We start from the raw sequence: 15,959 nt of genomic DNA, 5'->3' as shown, positions 1-15,959 counted from the left end.
GCGCCGCTTCCGCCGCTGACGAGCTCCCGCCGCCCTGGCCCGCCCTGGCCGCAGGCGATCCCTGCTTCCTCTACTTCACCTCCGGCAGCACCGGTCGGCCGAAGGGCGTGACCCACAGCCGCGCCAGCTTCTCCGCCATGCTCACCTCCCTGATCCAGGCCATCGAGCTGCGGGCCGGCGAGGAGGTGCTGGCCGGCAGCTCCCTGGCCCACATCGCCTCCTGCGGCCTCGTGCTCGGGGCCCTGGCCGCCGGCGCCTCCGCCGCGATCGCCAGCCGGATCGATGCCCCCACGGTGGAAACCCTGCTGCGGCGCCACCGGCCGTCGGTGCTGCTGATGCTGCCCGCCGCCCTGTTCGCCCTGCTGCGGGATGAGCGCCTGGGGCCCACGGACCTGGCTTCGGTGCGTCTGTGCATCAGCGGCGGCGACAAGGTGCCCCACCAGCTGCAGGAGGAGTTCCGCCAGGCCGCCGGCTTCGGCATCGACGAATGCTTCGGCATGACCGAGATCGGCTACGCCACCCTGGCACCGCCCACCGGCCTGAACCGGATCGGTTCGGTGGGCCGCCTCTGCCCGGGCTTCCGCGCCAGCCTGCGCCGCGACGACGGCTCCGAGGTGGGCGTGGGCGAGGAGGGTCGCCTCTGGATGCAGGCGCCCTCGCTGATGGTGGGCTACTGGGACAACCCCCAGGCCACCGCCGACACCATCGTGGATGGCTGGCTCGACACCGGCGACGACATGCGCATCGATGCCGATGGCTACCTCTGGTTCTGCGGCCGCCGCAAGCAGATCATCGTGCACGACAGCTCGAACATCTGCCCCCAGGAGGTGGAGGAGGCGCTGGCGGAGCATCCGGCGGTGGATCTGGTGGGGGTGATCGGCATCCACGACCCGGTGCACGGCGAGAACGTGCGCGCCTACCTCACCCTCCGCCAAGACCAGACCGCCCCCACCGAGGCGGAGCTGATCGCCTTCGCCCGCGACCGGGTGGGTTACAAGGCGCCGGAGGAAATCCGCGTGCTCCCCGAGCTGCCCCTCACCCCCGTGGGCAAGACCGACCGCCTCGCCCTGCGCCAGCTGGCGGCCGATGCGCTGCACGCTCCCTGACGTTCGACCCCGTGGGCCTTTTCATTTCCGACCCTCTCTTCGAGCGCTTCGCGATGCGTGCCCTGTCGCATGCGCTCTACGGGGGTGCGGATTTCGGCGAGTGCTTCGTGGCGGCCTCGCAGATCACCCCCGGCGATCCAGACAGCTGGTTTCGCGCCTGGACCGCCACCGCCGATCGGGTGTGCGCGATCGCCGAAACCTGTGCCGCCGCTGGCCACGCGGTGAGCGCCCGCGAGGCCTGGCTGCGGGCCAGCAACTATTACCGCACCTCCTGGCTGCCGCTCTTCGGTGCGCCCGTGGAGGCCCGGCTGGTGGAGGCCTTCGATCGGGAGTCCGAGGCGTTTGCCCGGGCGGCCGCGTGCATGGAGCCGGCCGTGGAGGCGGTGGAGATCCCCTACGAGGGCACAACCCTGCCCGGCTATTTCCACCGCGCCGATGACTCTGGCCTGCCGCGCCCCACGTTGATCGCCACCAACGGCTACGACGCCACCGTGCACGAGGCGCACTTCGCCCATGCCGTGGCCGCCGTGCGACGCGGCTACCACTGCCTCACCTTCGATGGCCCCGGCCAGGGCCGCCCCCTCATCCACCAGGGCCTGGTGTTCCGCCCCGACTGGGAGGCCGTGGTGAGCCCGGTGGTGGACTACGCCCTCTCCCGTCCGGACGTGGACCCGCAGCGGATCGCCCTGATCGGCTGGAGTTTCGGCGGCTATCTGGCCCCCCGCGCCGCCAGCGGCGACCACCGCCTCGCGGCCTGCATCGCCGACCCCGGCCAGTGGGACCTCCTCGAAGCGCTGCGCATGAACTTGCCGCTGCCCCCGGCGGTGCGCGAACGCCTGCCCGAGATCGCCCCCGCCGATCTCGAAGCCCTCGAAGCCCAGATCCGCTCCAATCCCTACCTGGATTGGACCTTTCGGCGGGCCCTCTGGGTGCACGGCCTCGAGTCCCTCGCCGATTACTTCCGGATCGCCGGCGCGTACAGCCTCAAAGACCGCGCCGAACGGATCCGCTGCCCCACACTCGTGGCCTGGGCGGAGGCGGATCCGATCGCACGCTTCGCGGACCAGCTGTTTGCCGCGCTGCAGTGTCCCCGGACCCTCGTGCGCTTCACCACCGCCGAGGGCGTCGGCGGCCATTGCGAGGAGACGGGGCGCTCCCTGTTCCACCAGCGTGCCTACGACTGGCTGGACGGTGTGTTCACCAGTCCCCGCACGCCCGATCCAGGCTGATGGCGCTCAACCTGGGAGTCCGGGGCGACCGCCTGAGACAATCCAACCTCGGCGACCCCCAGGGAAAGACATGACCGTTCTGGGGAGAGAGGCGATCCTGCAGGCGATCCAGCGGGGCTCCATCACGGTCACCCCGTTCGATCCCGAACGCCTGGGTCCCGCCTCGCTCGACCTCACCCTCGCCCCCACCTTTCGCGTGTTCCGCAAGGTTCACGAGGTGATTGAAGTGCGTGAGCACACCGATTACAGGCAGCTCACCGAGAAAATCGAGGTGCCGGAGGGCCAGCACATCCTGATCATGCCGGGCGAAACGGTGCTCGGCATCACCCAGGAGCGGCTGCGCCTGGGCCCCGGGTTGTGCGGCTGGCTGGAGGGTCGCAGTCGCTTCGCGCGGCTGGGCCTGATGGTGCACATCAGCGCCCCCTTCATGGGGCCGGGGATCGACAGTCAGCAGGTGCTGGAGATGAGCAATTTCGGCCCCGCTCCCCTGGCTGTGCATCCCGGCACCGCGATCTGCCAGTTCGTGTTCCAGAAGCTGCAGGGCAGAGAAAGCTACGCCGGCCGCTTCGCCGGCCAGACACAAGACTCGTTCTGAGCGCCTCGGCCGTTGCCTGGCTGCCGACAGGGGCGTTGCGGCAGAGTTCACTCACGGTTCAACGCAGCCAATCACCGATGACCCGCTACCTGCCCACCCACCAGCAGCAGTGGCAGCCGATCGATGTGCGGGGCGTCACGATGCAGGCCTGCCGCCTCTGGGAAGGCGACCACAACGTGGAATCGGGCCTCTACCGGCTGCCGCAGGGCATGACAATTCCACGCCATCACCATGCCTGCTGGTGCCAGGTGTTCGTGGTCAGTGGCGCGATGCGGGTGCAGGCCGATGGCGACGATCCCCACAGCATCGATGCCGGCGGCTATTACTTCGTGGAGCCAGGCGACACCCACACCGAAACCGCGCTCGAGGACACCCTGTTGCTGGTGACCTGTGAGGAAGACCGACCAGAGTTCCACCGCTAGATCCTGCGGCAGCGTCCATTGCGGGTGTCTCTTTGTTCCTTTCCGGGCCCACATCCACCTGCAGGGTCCACGCCGCCAGATTGTGCAGGCTTCACTCCTCTAAGACCATAACGCGATCCCCTGTGCTGTTCGAGGTCATCTGAGATCAGAAAATGCCCAGGGTTTTCTTCTTGCAATACCCCGCCCCAATGTTCATCCAGCCCGAGTCACAGGGCTTTCCATCGGTGGGCTTCACCTCATAATAGATAGGTGAATTGCAGTGCTGCTTCAGGTCATTCACATACCCAAGCGGACACTGGTCATAACCCGGCAGTTTGGGAATCCGCTTCTGAGCCAGTGCTGACCCAGGCGTCAGCAACGGCAGGGCCAGAGGCGGCAGGGTCAGAAGCACAGTGGCCAGACCCAGGGGTAGCGTCTGCACTGGACCAGCAAGCAACTGGTCAAACCCTAGGAGTTTGTCGCGGGTCGTGCCACCTGCCGGCGCCGATCCCGCCAGCGACGACGGCGGAGGCGGGGCGAGCAGCTCGGGGCCAGCTGGGGTGAGCAGAATGGGGACCATGCAGAGCAGACAACCGCCAACCCCCCTGCCACCGATCGCTGGCTCTGAAGCCGAGATCCTTGCGCTTGTTCAGGATTCCGGTCCGGTCTTCCTGCCGCACACGAATCTCCACCTGGAGCAGATCCGTTCTGGCTTTGCCTGCGCGCTCCACATGCATCAGCCCACGATTCCAGCCGGGGCGCATGGTGAACTCATCTCCCATCTTCAGTACATGCTGGAGCATCCGGGCGAGGGCGATAACCACAACGCCGAACCCTTCGCCCAGTGCTACAGGCGCCTCGCCGACATCATCCCCCAGCTGATTCAGGAGGGCTGCAACCCCCGGATCATGCTCGATTATTCGGGCAATCTGCTCTGGGGCGTTGAGCAGATGGGCCGCCACGACATCCTCGAGGCCCTCCAGAAGCTCGCCTGCGATCCCACCCTCCAACCCCATGTGGAGTGGCTCGGCACCTTCTGGAGCCATGCCGTGGCGCCCTCCACGCCCATCCCCGACCTGAAGCTGCAGATCCTGGCCTGGCAGCATCAGTTCGCGGCCCTCTTCGGCAAGGAAGCCTTGCAACGGGTGAAGGGCTTTTCACCCCCGGAAATGCACCTGCCCAACCACCCCGACACGCTCTATGAATTCGTCAAGGCCCTCAGGGAGTGTGGCTACCGCTGGCTGCTGGTGCAGGAACACAGCGTCGAGAACTTCGATGGCTCCGGCCTGTCTCAGGAGCAGAAATACATCCCCAACCAGCTCGTGGCCCGCAGCTCCAGTGGCGAAGAGGTCTCGATCACGGCACTGATCAAAACCCAGGGCTCCGACACCAAGCTGGTGGGGCAGATGCAGCCCTGTTACGAAGCTCTGGGGCTCGGCCGGCAAGTGCTGGGAGACACCACGATTCCTTCGCTCGTTTCCCAGATTGCCGACGGGGAAAATGGTGGCGTGATGATGAATGAGTTCCCGCCTGCTTTCGTGCAGGCCCATCACACCATTGCGTCCCATGGATGTGATCCAGGCACGGTGGCGATCAATGGCACGGAATATCTTGAGTTGTTGGAGGCCGCTGGGGTGTCATCCCAGGATTTTCCGCAGATTCAGGCGGTGCATCAGCACAAGCTGTGGCAACAGCTGAGCGGATCGCCGACCCCCGCCGCCATTCAGGCGGCGATCACCCACCTCCAGGCCACCGATCCCTCCTTCTCGATGGCCGGCGCCTCCTGGACCAACAACCTCAGCTGGGTGGAGGGCTACGCCAACGTGCTGGAGCCGATGAACAGCCTCAGTGCCCAGTTTCACCAGCTGTTTGATCCCCTGGTGGTGCACGACCCCGCAGTGACCCAGACCCCGCCCTATCAGCAGGCCCTGCTCCATCTGCTGCTGCTGGAAACCAGTTGCTTCCGCTATTGGGGACAAGGCACCTGGACCGAGTACGCCCGCGAGATCCACCGGCGCGGCCAAGCCGCGATCGCTGCCGTGCCCTCTGGCTTCTCACGGTCCATGGAGCCGGGCGCGTCCTGACCGCTGAAGGCAGGATGGGGGCGTTGTCTCTGCGTGTCGGCTTGATGCTGCTGTCCGGACCTGCCCTCACGCTGCCCGACCGCCTCGATGCGCTTCTGGAGGTGGGGCTGGTCCGGGATCCTGACGGTCCAGCCCTGCAGGATCTCCATACAAGCCTCAGCTGGAGGCAGCTGGCAGAGCGGGTGGAACGACTGACTGCCGCCTACGGCACCATGCCGCTGAAGGCTGGCGACCGGGTGGCGTCCTTGATGCCCAACCGGGTCGAGCTGGTGATCCACTACCTCGCTTGTCTGCGGCTGGGCCTGGTGATCACACCGCTCAACTACCGCTATGTGGTGCCCGAGATCGACCATGCCCTGCGGGTGAGCGGGGCGGTGCTGCTGCTGTATCACCAGGAGCGCCTGGCTGATCTGGAAGCCACGCAGCTGGCCGGATCCCTGCCTCTGGGGCTGATCCGCTTCGAGGATGGGCAGAGAGCGGCAGGGGCTGAAGGCGAGAGGTGCCTTGAGACTCTGCTGACCACGCCTGCCACCGGGGAGGAACTGTCCTGCCTGCCAGCGGAGGCCCCCGCGATCATTTATTTCACCTCCGGCAGCACTGCCAAGCCCAAGGGGGTGACCCACAGCCGCGCCAGCTATGGAGCGACGCTCGCCAGCCTGGCCCAGGTGATGGAATACGCGCCGGGGGAGCGTCTGATGGTGGGCTGCTCGCTGGCCCATGCGGCGGCCTCGATGTACGGACTGGCAGGCCTCTCGCTGGGGGTCACCCTGGTGGTGGCGACCGAGAGTGACAACCATGCCCTTGAGGCGCTCCTGCATCACCGCCAGCCGAATCTGCTGCTGATGTTGCCGGCACCGCTGATGGGCCTGATGCATGACCGCGATCTGAATCCGGCCGATTTCGCCGACGTGCGCCTGTGCCTCTCCGGTGGTGACAAGGTTCCCCTGCAGCTGCAGCGGGATTTCAAGACCGCCGTGGGTTTTTCGATCGACGAATGCTTCGGCATGAGTGAATGCGGTGTGGCCACGATGTCTCCGCCTTCCGGCGAGAACCGGGTCGGCTCGGTGGGTCGGGTCTGCCCCGGTTTCGAGTGCTCCATCCGCAACGAGGAGGGCCGCGAACTGCCGGTGGGAGCGGAAGGAAGGTTGTGGCTGCGTTCGGCGTCGGTGATGACGGGCTACTGGGACAATCCCACCGCCACAGCCGAGACGATTGTGGACGGCTGGCTCGACACTGGTGACGAGATGCGCCTGGACGCGGACGGCTACCTGTGGTTCTGCGGCCGACGCAAACAGATCATCGTTCACGATGCCTCCAACATCTGTCCGCAGGACGTGGAGGATGCCCTCTGCGAACACCCTGCTGTGGAACTGGCCGGAGCGATCGGCATCCACGACGTCATGCACGGGGAGAACGTGCGGGCCTACATCACCCTCCAGCGTGGAGCCCAGGCTCCGATGGCCGCCGAGCTGATTCGCTTTGCCCGCGAACGCATCGGTTACAAGGCACCGGAGGAGATTGTGGTGCTGGCGGAGATGCCCCTCAACCCGAGCGGCAAGGTGGACCGCGTCGCGCTCAAAGCGATGGCGGCTGAAGCTCCCAGGAGCTGAAAACTGGCGAAAGCCATCAAAGACTGTCTTGTATTCGTAAAAGCTCTCGACTCAGCCCCAACCCTGATCGACCATTCCCTGGGAGGAGTCGTCGCATAGAAGCTGGCGGCCATCAGCTTGGCCGAAGCGATTGTGCTGTTTATTGGCAGTGTCCATTGGAGCATCGTCCCGATGACCATGACACCCACCGATGACGCGGCAGTACAGAAGCAGTACAGACGCGCAGATCGCCACGGTTAAGAACAGATCCTGCAGCCGCCGGGGGCCATCGCTATGGTCAGCGCCTCCGGTGTGTCGCAGTGAGGACGGCCAGGTGACGGAACGGCGCATGCATCTGGTGCGGTGGGCACTCACCACCGGCTGGCTGCTGATCATCGCCTCGCTGCTCTACGACCCGTTCACGCCGCGCTTCACCGAGCCGGACCATCCCTGGAGCCCGCTTCGGCTACCGGCCGACTGCGTGCCGGTGCAGGGAACCTGCCTGACGGAAGCCCCCTATCCCCTCGGCACCACCCTGTTCTGGGGGCTGGTGGTGCCGGCGGGCGTTTTTGTGCTGCTGGTGTTTGGCCACGAACTCTGGCGGCGCATCTGCCCGCTCTCCTTCCTCTCCCAGATCCCCCGCGCTCTGGGGCTGCAACGCCAGATCACCCGGGTGAATCCTAAAACCGGAGAAAAGCGCTTCCAGCTCGCCAAGGTGCCGGGCGATTCCTGGCTGGGCAAGCACTATTCCCAGCTGCAGTTCGGCTGGCTCTATGTCGGCCTCTGCGGCCGCATCCTCTTCTTCAATGCCGACCGGCTGGTGCTGTTCGCCTGGCTGAGCTTCACCATCGTCTGCGCCATCGCCGTGGGCTGGCTGTATGGCGGCAAGAGCTGGTGCCAGTACTTCTGCCCGATGGCGCCGGTGCAGAGCATCTACTCCACCCCCACCGGCCTGCTGGGCAGCAGGGCCCACATGGCGGCCACGCCGATCACCCAGTCGATGTGCCGCACCGTTCAGCCCGATGGCGCCGAACAGAGCGCCTGCGTGGCCTGCCAGCAACCCTGCATCGACATCGACGCCGAGCGCACCTACTGGGCCCGGCTGCCCACCCCGGCCTTCGCCTTCGAGCGCTACGGCTACGTGGGCCTGGTGCTGGGCTACTTCCTGTACTACTACCTCTACGCCGGCAACTGGGACTACTACTTCTCGGGAGTCTGGCTGCGTCAGAGCGACCAGCTCGCGCTGCTGCTGCGGCCAGGTTTTGTCCTGTTCGGCCAGCCGATCGATGTGCCCCGGCTGGTGGCCGTGCCCCTGTTCCTGGGGCTGTGCACCTGGCTGGGGGTGCTGGTGGGCCGGGCGATCGAATCGGGCCTGCGGGGGCAGGTGCGCCGCCGCGGCGCTGAGCCCGATCGGGATCGCATCCGCCACCGGGTCTTTCTGGTGGCCACCTATCTGGTGTTCAACTTTTTCTTCCTGTTCTCCGGCCGGCCCCTGATCCTGCTGCTGCCGGCCTGGGTTCAGTACCTCTACGACGTGATCCTGGTGGCGCTGAGCACCCTCTGGCTCTACCGGGCCTGGGGGCGTTCTCCAGCCCTCTACGGCCGCGAGAACCTGGCGGAGCGCTTCCGCAAGCAGCTGGCCCGCATGGATCTCGACGTGGGCCGCTACCTGGATGGCCGATCCATCGCCGATCTGGGCACCGAAGAGGTCTACGTTCTGGCCAAGGTGCTGCCTGGCTTCACTGGCCAGAAACGGCTGGAGGCCTACAAGGGCGTGGTGCGGGAGGCCCTTGAGGAGGGCTTCGTCAATGCAGCCAGCAGCCTGGATGTGCTCAAACAGATGCGCCTGTCGCTCGGCATCAGCGACGACGAGCACCGCCAGCTGCTGGAGGAGCTGGGGGTGGAGGATCCCGGCCTGCTTGATCCAGACAGCCGCCGCAGCCTCGAGGATCAGATTCGCCTCAGCGGCTATCGCAAGTCACTGGAGAGGCTGCTGCTGGTGCAGAGCCTCGGTGATGGCAGCGGTCGGGCTGGTGCCCGCGGTGATGCCCGCGACGACTGGGGGGCGTTGCGGGCACTGCGGCGGGAATACGGCATCTCCCTCGGTGAGGAGCAACGGGTGCTGGGCGACATCTCCCCCAGGGCCGCTGCCATCCGCAAGCTGGAGCTGTTGCTGGATCGGCTGCCGGCCCTGACAGGCGGCTACCGGGCCCTGCATCAGAGCGCCCTTCGTGACCAGACCGCTGTGCTGGATCTGCTGGACGACCGTCTCCAGTTACGCAAGGAGCTGACGCTTCGGGCCATCCTCGCGGGCCTGGTCACCCTCCAGGAGGATCCGGTGGTGCCGGCATTGGTGCAGCGCCTGCAGGCCATCTCGCCGCTGGGCCTGCCGGAACTGGTTCAGGGTGACGACTGGGCGGGTCGCCTGCCGACCGCCGTGGCCGAAGCCCTCGCCCAGCCAGGCGGGGAGATCGCCTCCTGTCGTCTGGACTTACCCGTGGCCGACACGCTCACCTTCCTCGACAGCCTGGCGGCTGACCCCAGCCCCACCATGGCGGCCGCCGCTCTGTATCTCACCGCCTGCCTGGATGCTGAACGGGCCCGGTCACTGGCGGTCCAGGTGAGCGGCAAGGACACCCCACCCCTGCTGGCCCAGACGGCCCAGGCCGTTGGGGCTCTGCAGGGCCCGCCGGCTCTGAGGGATTGTCCGGAACTGGAGAAGCGGGTGTTCCTGGCCACCAGCGATTTCTTCCGCCGCAGCGATGCCGACACCCTGGCCACCCTGGCCGAACAGGCCGACATGCGCAGCTTCTGCCGCGGCGATCTGATCACCGAGGCCGGCGACACCTGCCGTGAGCTGCTGCTGCTTATCGAAGGCCGGGCTCAGGTGCGCCACCGCGACGGCGAACGGGAGTGGCTGGAGGACATGGAGCCCGGCCGGGTGCTCGACGAACTGGAGGTGCTCACCCACAGCACCTCGGAGAGCACGATCGTGGCCGAAGCCGATGGCACCCGGGTGCTGGCGGTGCCGGTGGATTCCTTCGATGTGGTGCTGGAGCGGGATCCCGATTTCGCCCGCCGGGTGCTCGAGTTGGAGAGCGCCCAGCTGCAGCGGCTGATGCGGGCGAAGGCGGGCTAAGGAGCGTCCAGCCGCTCAACAGCTGTGATCGGACAAGGCCCTGTCTGTCAGCACGCCGACCGGATGTCCAGGGGGCTGGCTGATGGAGGAAGCTGGATCAATTCATTGATGCGTGTGCTGCGATGCCCCAGACCCTGCGAGAGCGATCGATGCCTCTGGTGGTGTCCCGTTTCACGAAGGAGGAATCATCCAGGTCCGCATCTGATCCTGGTGCTGCCTCCAGAGGCTTCGGTGGGTCCGGAACGGAAAGGAACGGCAGGCGCCGAAAGACCGGCAAGAAAAAAACCCCTGCCCTCAGCCAGGCCGACTGGGGGCCCCTCGGCAAGCACCCTGACCTGGACGCGATCGTGGCGCGGCAGCGGTTGCACCTGCCCCTTTCGGGCCGGATCCGGGAAAGCGACGTCACCCGGGCCTGGAAGAACGCCGCAGCGGAACATCATCCCGATCGGGGCGGTGCCCATGACACCATGCAGCGCGTCAACGGTGCCCGGGATCTTCTGCTGGGTCGGGGACTTGCTGGCTGTTGATGTCTGATCTATCGACAAGGTGTTCCAACGGGGCTTTCAAAACCCTCACCCAATAATCAGTGAGTCAGATCGGTTGTCTTCAAACAGCGGATCCAGAAACACGAGGGATGATCAACAGGCGCCTTGATCGTGCCGATGGCGGGGATTTCGTTTCCGGACTTCTCAGCCTCAATGCCAAGACGGACAACCATCCTCACAGATTGGTGACCGTTGAATCAATAATGGCTCGGGGGAGACTTGAACTCCCGACCTTGGGATTATGAATCCCTTTGATTGGAGCAAAACCCTTGCAGTAGCTGGGTTTGTCGATGAGGGATTCCCCGTCAGGTTCACAAGTTCAATGAATCTTCATCGAATCCGGCCTCTGGGGCGCTCTGCTGGCCCGCTCCCCCGAGGCACCTCTGCGACGGCGAAACCCTCTTCTTGAGATAGGTGAGCCGGACCGTTGCCCCCTACCCCCGCAGCTGCAAAACCACCCCGCAAGGCAACGCCATCGACCCCAACGACAGCCTTGCCTTGTCGTTCAGCCCCTGGGCCTTCTGCTGAAGGCTGCCTCAGGGTGTGTCGACCCGCAGGAGAACACGCTGCTGGTGCCACACGGTGTTGGAACGCGGTGCCAGCGGGTTGGCCTTTCGGAAGTGGTGGCCGCCCCGGAAGAAGCCGCCCTTCTTCAAGCGCTGCAGGGTGACGCGGTGGATGCCAAGCAGTTCGGCCATGTGCTGTGTGCTGACCCACAGCCCAGGGGTCGTGGTGCTCATCGGATCTCCACAGATCTCGGAGGCTATTGGGGCCGTCCCTGCGCCGTTCCCCCCAGTGCCAGCCCGGCCAGGATTCTGAGCCCCTGGCTCACGGCGTCATCGATGCGGCCCTGGGGCCGGGCGCAGAACAGCGACAGCGGATGCACCAGCGGGGATTGACCTGAATCCGCCACCGGTGACGTGGAGGCATCGGGATCCAGCACCCCAGCCTGCCCTCTGGAGCGCTGGGCCCCGGGCTCGCCGGCTGGGGAGACAGAACGCTGCACCGCGGCGTCAAAGCCGTTCAGGCGCACGTACAGCCAGGAGAGGGCGGTGCAGTTGAGCAGGTCGAAGCACAGGGTGAGGCCCTGAAAGCCCAGGATTCCCGACGAGATCCAGACCACCAACCGGCGGGATTCCATGGCGCTTGGCAACGGCTACCCCAGAGGGTTCCGGGCCGGCAGTGCAGCAGCCCCGGCGCGTCGACGCTCCGAACCTCCATGGTGACCACCATTTGCACGCACCATGACCATAGGCTGGGGATGGACAGCACGGGACTGTTTCAGTCAGGCCGCAGCCAGGCGGGGGCTCCGGCCACGCTGCTGATCCCGCGGGACTGGGCCAGCTTCCGCAGCTCCATCCTGGTGAGGGTGGCGAGGGCCAGGGCCTGGGGCCCTAGTGTGCCGTCCCGCAAATAACAACTAGAATCCGGGGTGTCGCTAGAGGTGCTCCGTGGCACTAGGCCTTCCGATGAATCTACTGGTCCTCAGTGAGTGCCAACCAGAATTACATAGGATGCATGGGTGCATGGTCTGACAGAACAGAATGAACACCAGGTCGACGGCCGGTATCGACAACAATTCTGAAACATCGCAGACTGATGTGGCTGAATCACTCTGCTCGACTTGTGGCTTTTGCTGCAGCGGTGCTTTCTTCTATCGCACTGTAGTAACTGAGGAAGAGGTCTCTTGCCTCACGTCTCTATCGGTACCAGCAAAGCCATATCGCCATAGCAAGTTCAGCATTATGCACCCATGCAGTGCACTCTCAGAATGCAAGTGCTCAATTTATAGCCAGAGGCCACAGGATTGTAGAGACTGGAGCTGCAAGCTTCTGATAGCGACAGAATCCGGAACCATTCTCTTTTCAAGCGCGAAGGCCATCATCGCCAATGGAAAGTCGAAAATCTCATCCCTGACCACTCGAATCAACTCCTTCTTGCCTCCAGAACGATCAGGCACGACGAACTTTTACCTATTGCTTCACAAGCTTATCGACTACGTTGAAGAAAGCATAATGAGTGGCAGGCCAGAGGGCGTCGGCCGTAAAGCACTCCAACTCATTGGGGCCACTAGAGATTACCTCGTTCTGATCAACGAGCACTTCAGGTCACCCAGTCTTCTTGGAAGGATCAACACTCTAATCGACTCAGTAGGCACAGCCAAGCCCGGAAAGTCTTCGTTCTGAGGTATTGATCTTCGGATGAACTCAGTTCAACCTGCTCGGGATCTATGGTTCGGGTACTCGTTCACGGGGGGGGTGACTGATACGGCGACGACATCTTCGCTTCGGCGAATGCAACCCCCAAGCGGCAATCAGTCACGATGCCTTAAGAGACTGCTGAAAATCGTTTCAGCCCTCACATCGCAGAGGGTGAACAAGAAAAAGAGAGGCATTTTCAGATGCATCTCAGCTTCTAGATCATTTCGGGGCGCAGAACTTCATGGATCTGAAGGGTTAACCCAGAATCGACCGTCGACAGATGCCTTTTTCAGCAGCCTCTTAATCCAGGTCACGGTGCACGGCGACGATTAGGTAGGCGGGGGGTCCGCGCAACTCCATCGGCGGGTCTCAAGGCGCGACAACAGGGCTCCGATCGCCAGCCGGAGCCCCTCGGTGCCCGCCCAACTGTCGTTGCGGATCAAGGCGCGGTACATGGACAAGCGAGCCCAGGGGCTCAGACAGCAGATCGCTGCTGATGCCGTTGGCATCTCGGTTCGCAGCGCTCAGCGCATCGATCGAGGTGAGTTGCAACCCCAAGGCCACCACCAGCAGCCGGGTCGGACCTGGCGCACCCGTGCCGATCCCCTCGCGGACGTCTGGGACAGCGTCTTGGTGCCGATGTTGGAGCAGGCGCCCCAACTTGAGCCCCAGACCCTGCTGCTCCATCTGGAGCGGATTCACCCTGGCCAGGAGTGGCACCAGCGCAAGCGCACCCTGTAGTGGCGGGTGGAGCAGTGGCGGGCGCTGCAGGGCCACACCAAGGAGGTGATGTTAACGAAGAACAGCGCCCGTGCTGCTCACCACTAGCTTGGAATCAGCAACGATGTTGATCGGCTCTGTAGGGGGAATGACTGTCAGTCTGAATCCGTTGATGGAATTGGGGAAGGTGAACCAGATTGACCGGCCTTCTTCCGCCGCCGATGAAGCCTTCAACGATGGATTGCCGATCTGAATGGCTGCATTCACCAGTTATGACAGCCGTGTGTTGCGTCGGCGCAGGCTCGAGGCTCAGCCTCACTGACACTCCACCGTCCGATCAATGCAGCTGCTCGCTGAGCCGCTGCAGACGCCCGCCGGTCTGGCTCGCTTCCTCCAGGAGCTCCTCCCAGTCGTCTGGCGGATGGCCACGGTCCACCATCGACTGGAACACCCGGTAGGCATCCGTCTTGCTGCCGTAGGCCCGCTTGGTATCTGTGTCGTTCACCCAGCCCAGCACGATCACCTTCGAGCGATTGTGAAAGCGAAAGAACAGGCGAAACTGCTGAAAGAACTTGGCCCGGCGCCAGTGCCGATGCCCAGCGCCCAGGGTTGATCCCTGCTGGTAGTCCTTGCGGCTGGGGTCCTGAGGAATGTCCTGGAGCATCAACCGTGCGATGGCAGCCAGGCGCTTGCTGGTGTTCTTACTGCGATATCCGAGGGAGTCCTTGCGTCGCAACATCTCGACCTCCGCGATCAGCGCCTCCAGCTGATCCAGGAACACCGGGTGTGCAACCACCAGCCACCCATGGGCCACCAGGGGCGCTGCATCGGCCTTGCCCACGATCAGATGGTGTCGCCGCAGCCGATGTTTCCGGAGTCGGTGTCGCAGCCGCCGGTCTCGTCGTCGTCCGGCAGCGGTGCATCGAGATCCACCTCGATGCCTCCAACCAGATCCTGCAGGCGAGCGACCAGATCAGCAGCGATGGGCTTGAGGCGCTCGGGATGGCTGGCGATGTCCTGCTCCAACAGCGCCAGGAAGGGAGCGAGGGCCGGATCGTCGTCGGGCTCTGGGCTGACCCGCTCCAGGACCACCTCGCCGTTGGAGCGGAAGGCGTAGCGGATGCGGTCGCGTTTGCGCAGCCCCAGGGCCCGTCGCACCGGCTGCGGAACGGTGGTCTGGTAACGATCGGTGAGCGTCGATTCCACCTCCTGCTGGGGAGCGTCCACGGCGGAAGCGGCCGCTGCAGACGAGGAAAGAGGAGCCATCGGACCACCCAGCGGAACCAACGCAAAGGTAATGCAGTTGCATTGCCTTTGCGAGTGGAGTGTGGCTCCAGCTCTCAACCGCCAGCGGCTTGAGCAGGCAGGGATCTCCTACTGCCAAACGCCGTTGATCTGGCGGACTGCTGGTGTGCCCGCACGGGCTCGAGAATGGGGGGCCATCGAAGAGATGCCCGATGGATGGGATCCCCCTGCTGTTGTTGGCCCTGGGCCTGGTGCTGCTGAGTGATCTGGTGGTGTTCGGGCTGCTGCTGCCCTCCCTGCTGATCCGCACGGTTCTGGCCCGGCGCCATCCGGAGGTGGTGTTCTGCGGAGCGGCGGATCGGAGGCAGCTGGCCCTCACCATCGACGATGGGCCGAGCGGGCCAGGTTCCGGGGCCTTGCTGGATCTGCTGCGGGAGCTGGATGTGCCGGCCACGTTCTTCCTGGTCGGCTCCCATCTGGAGCTCGATCCGCACTTTCCGCGCCGGGCCCTGCAGGAGGGCCACGACCTCGGCAACCACCTCTGGCGGGATGAGCGGGCCGCCACCCTGGAGGAGCCGGCCTTTCTGCAGCAGCTACGCGACACCCAGCGGGCAATTGAGCGGGCCGCTCTGCCGGAACGGCTGACCTGGCGCTGGTGCCGACCCGGACAGGGATGGTTTCACCGGCCGATGGTGGAGTGGCTGCGCGGACGCCGCTACCGCCTGGTGCTGGCCTCGATCTTCCCCTGGGATACCGTGCGGCCACCGCTGGGTTTCATGCGGTGGTTCGTGCGGATCAACGCCCATCCCGGCGGAATTCTGGTGATGCACGACACGCCGGCCCTGAGCGGGCGAACCCTCCGAGCCCTGCGCCGGATCATTCCCGACCTGCAACGGCTCGGGTATACGTTCGTGCCGCTGGCGGAGCTGCTCGATGCGGAGTAACTGCGCCTAGAAGAAGGATCAGCGCAGAGCCTGAATTGCCACCTCATTCCAATAGACGTAAGTCTGGCGCCTGCCAGCGCAGCCGAGCAGCTGTGGAATGGAGAAGAGCACGGCTGTAGTACTGCAAAGGCAAAGACCGTTCGCCATGGCGGGCGATCAGC

Annotated in this window: 17 protein-coding genes and 1 tRNA gene; 12 read left to right on the top strand and 6 right to left on the bottom strand. The window is 64.9% G+C overall.

The genetic code is table 11. From position 1 onward, the window contains the following. The 4 genes from VB716_RS10005 to VB716_RS09990 form a co-directional block, all read left to right on the top strand. A partial coding sequence (locus VB716_RS10005) for a class I adenylate-forming enzyme family protein (protein ID WP_323270369.1) occupies positions 1–1,106 on the top strand: 1,106 nt, incomplete at its 5' end. 11 nt (positions 1,107–1,117) lie between these two features. Beyond that, on the top strand, positions 1,118–2,335 hold the full coding sequence (locus VB716_RS10000; protein WP_323270368.1) for an alpha/beta hydrolase family protein: 1,218 nt from the start codon (positions 1,118–1,120) through the stop codon (positions 2,333–2,335). A 70-nt stretch (positions 2,336–2,405) separates the two neighbouring features. Beyond that, positions 2,406–2,930 (top strand): dCTP deaminase, encoded by a 525-nt coding sequence (dcd, locus tag VB716_RS09995; RefSeq protein ID WP_323270367.1) that lies wholly within the window; start codon positions 2,406–2,408, stop codon positions 2,928–2,930. 77 nt (positions 2,931–3,007) lie between these two features. After that, a complete protein-coding gene (locus VB716_RS09990; RefSeq protein ID WP_323248710.1) occupies positions 3,008–3,352 on the top strand; it encodes a cupin domain-containing protein in 345 nt (114 codons plus the stop codon). Positions 3,353–3,497: 145 nt separating this feature from the next. On the opposite strand, the gene VB716_RS09985 is transcribed toward VB716_RS09990, so the two are convergent. Continuing rightward, a complete protein-coding gene (locus VB716_RS09985) occupies positions 3,498–3,773 on the bottom strand; it encodes a hypothetical protein (protein WP_416223897.1) in 276 nt (91 codons plus the stop codon). Positions 3,774–3,909: 136 nt separating this feature from the next. Between VB716_RS09985 and VB716_RS09980 the strand changes: the two genes are divergently transcribed. From VB716_RS09980 to VB716_RS09965, 4 genes are all read left to right on the top strand, one after another. After that, positions 3,910–5,415, top strand: coding sequence for a glycosyl hydrolase family 57 (locus VB716_RS09980; RefSeq protein WP_322758761.1), 1,506 nt, complete (start codon positions 3,910–3,912; stop codon positions 5,413–5,415). Between the two features lie 44 nt (positions 5,416–5,459). Beyond that, on the top strand, positions 5,460–7,025 hold the full coding sequence (locus tag VB716_RS09975; RefSeq protein WP_322758760.1) for a class I adenylate-forming enzyme family protein: 1,566 nt from the start codon (positions 5,460–5,462) through the stop codon (positions 7,023–7,025). A gap of 289 nt (positions 7,026–7,314) precedes the next feature. Next, on the top strand, positions 7,315–10,143 hold the full coding sequence (locus VB716_RS09970) for a cyclic nucleotide-binding domain-containing protein (RefSeq protein WP_323270366.1): 2,829 nt from the start codon (positions 7,315–7,317) through the stop codon (positions 10,141–10,143). A 122-nt stretch (positions 10,144–10,265) separates the two neighbouring features. Further along, positions 10,266–10,670, top strand: coding sequence for a molecular chaperone DnaJ (locus VB716_RS09965; protein ID WP_323270365.1), 405 nt, complete (start codon positions 10,266–10,268; stop codon positions 10,668–10,670). Between the two features lie 222 nt (positions 10,671–10,892). Here VB716_RS09965 and VB716_RS09960 read toward each other — a convergent pair. From VB716_RS09960 to VB716_RS09950, 3 genes are all read right to left on the bottom strand, one after another. After that, positions 10,893–10,957: transfer RNA gene (locus VB716_RS09960), tRNA-Leu, on the bottom strand. A gap of 267 nt (positions 10,958–11,224) precedes the next feature. Then, complete coding sequence (locus VB716_RS09955) at positions 11,225–11,428, bottom strand: DNA-binding protein (RefSeq protein WP_323270364.1); 204 nt, start codon at positions 11,426–11,428, stop codon at positions 11,225–11,227. Positions 11,429–11,451: 23 nt separating this feature from the next. Then, positions 11,452–11,829: a hypothetical protein gene (locus VB716_RS09950; RefSeq protein WP_323270363.1), complete on the bottom strand. Its 378-nt coding sequence runs from the start codon at positions 11,827–11,829 to the stop codon at positions 11,452–11,454. Positions 11,830–12,232: 403 nt separating this feature from the next. Here VB716_RS09950 and VB716_RS17455 point away from each other — a divergent pair, with 403 nt between their 5' ends. The 3 genes from VB716_RS17455 to VB716_RS09940 all read left to right on the top strand — a co-directional run bounded on the left by VB716_RS17455 (position 12,233) and on the right by VB716_RS09940 (position 13,862). Then, positions 12,233–12,874 (top strand): YkgJ family cysteine cluster protein, encoded by a 642-nt coding sequence (locus VB716_RS17455; protein WP_416238097.1) that lies wholly within the window; start codon positions 12,233–12,235, stop codon positions 12,872–12,874. A 429-nt stretch (positions 12,875–13,303) separates the two neighbouring features. Then, positions 13,304–13,630 carry a hypothetical protein gene (locus VB716_RS09945; RefSeq protein WP_197155566.1) on the top strand — a complete coding sequence of 109 codons (327 nt, stop codon included), beginning with the start codon at positions 13,304–13,306 and terminating at the stop codon, positions 13,628–13,630. A 70-nt stretch (positions 13,631–13,700) separates the two neighbouring features. Further along, positions 13,701–13,862 carry a hypothetical protein gene (locus VB716_RS09940; protein WP_197155564.1) on the top strand — a complete coding sequence of 54 codons (162 nt, stop codon included), beginning with the start codon at positions 13,701–13,703 and terminating at the stop codon, positions 13,860–13,862. 84 nt (positions 13,863–13,946) lie between these two features. Here the strand turns inward: VB716_RS09940 and VB716_RS09935 are convergent, their stop codons facing one another. Beyond that, on the bottom strand, positions 13,947–14,450 hold the full coding sequence (locus VB716_RS09935) for a type II toxin-antitoxin system YhaV family toxin (RefSeq protein WP_323270362.1): 504 nt from the start codon (positions 14,448–14,450) through the stop codon (positions 13,947–13,949). A gap of 2 nt (positions 14,451–14,452) precedes the next feature. Beyond that, complete coding sequence (locus VB716_RS09930) at positions 14,453–14,875, bottom strand: type II toxin-antitoxin system PrlF family antitoxin (protein ID WP_323270361.1); 423 nt, start codon at positions 14,873–14,875, stop codon at positions 14,453–14,455. Between the two features lie 191 nt (positions 14,876–15,066). Between VB716_RS09930 and VB716_RS09925 the strand changes: the two genes are divergently transcribed. Beyond that, positions 15,067–15,798, top strand: coding sequence for a chitin deacetylase family protein (locus VB716_RS09925; protein ID WP_323270360.1), 732 nt, complete (start codon positions 15,067–15,069; stop codon positions 15,796–15,798). Positions 15,799–15,959 lie beyond the last annotated feature (161 nt).

The organism is Synechococcus sp. CCY9201, assembly GCF_034931105.1.
Taxonomy (GTDB): domain Bacteria; phylum Cyanobacteriota; class Cyanobacteriia; order PCC-6307; family Cyanobiaceae; genus CBW1002.
Note: the sequence above shows the minus strand (reverse complement) of the source record. Positions and strands in the feature narration are given on the sequence as shown.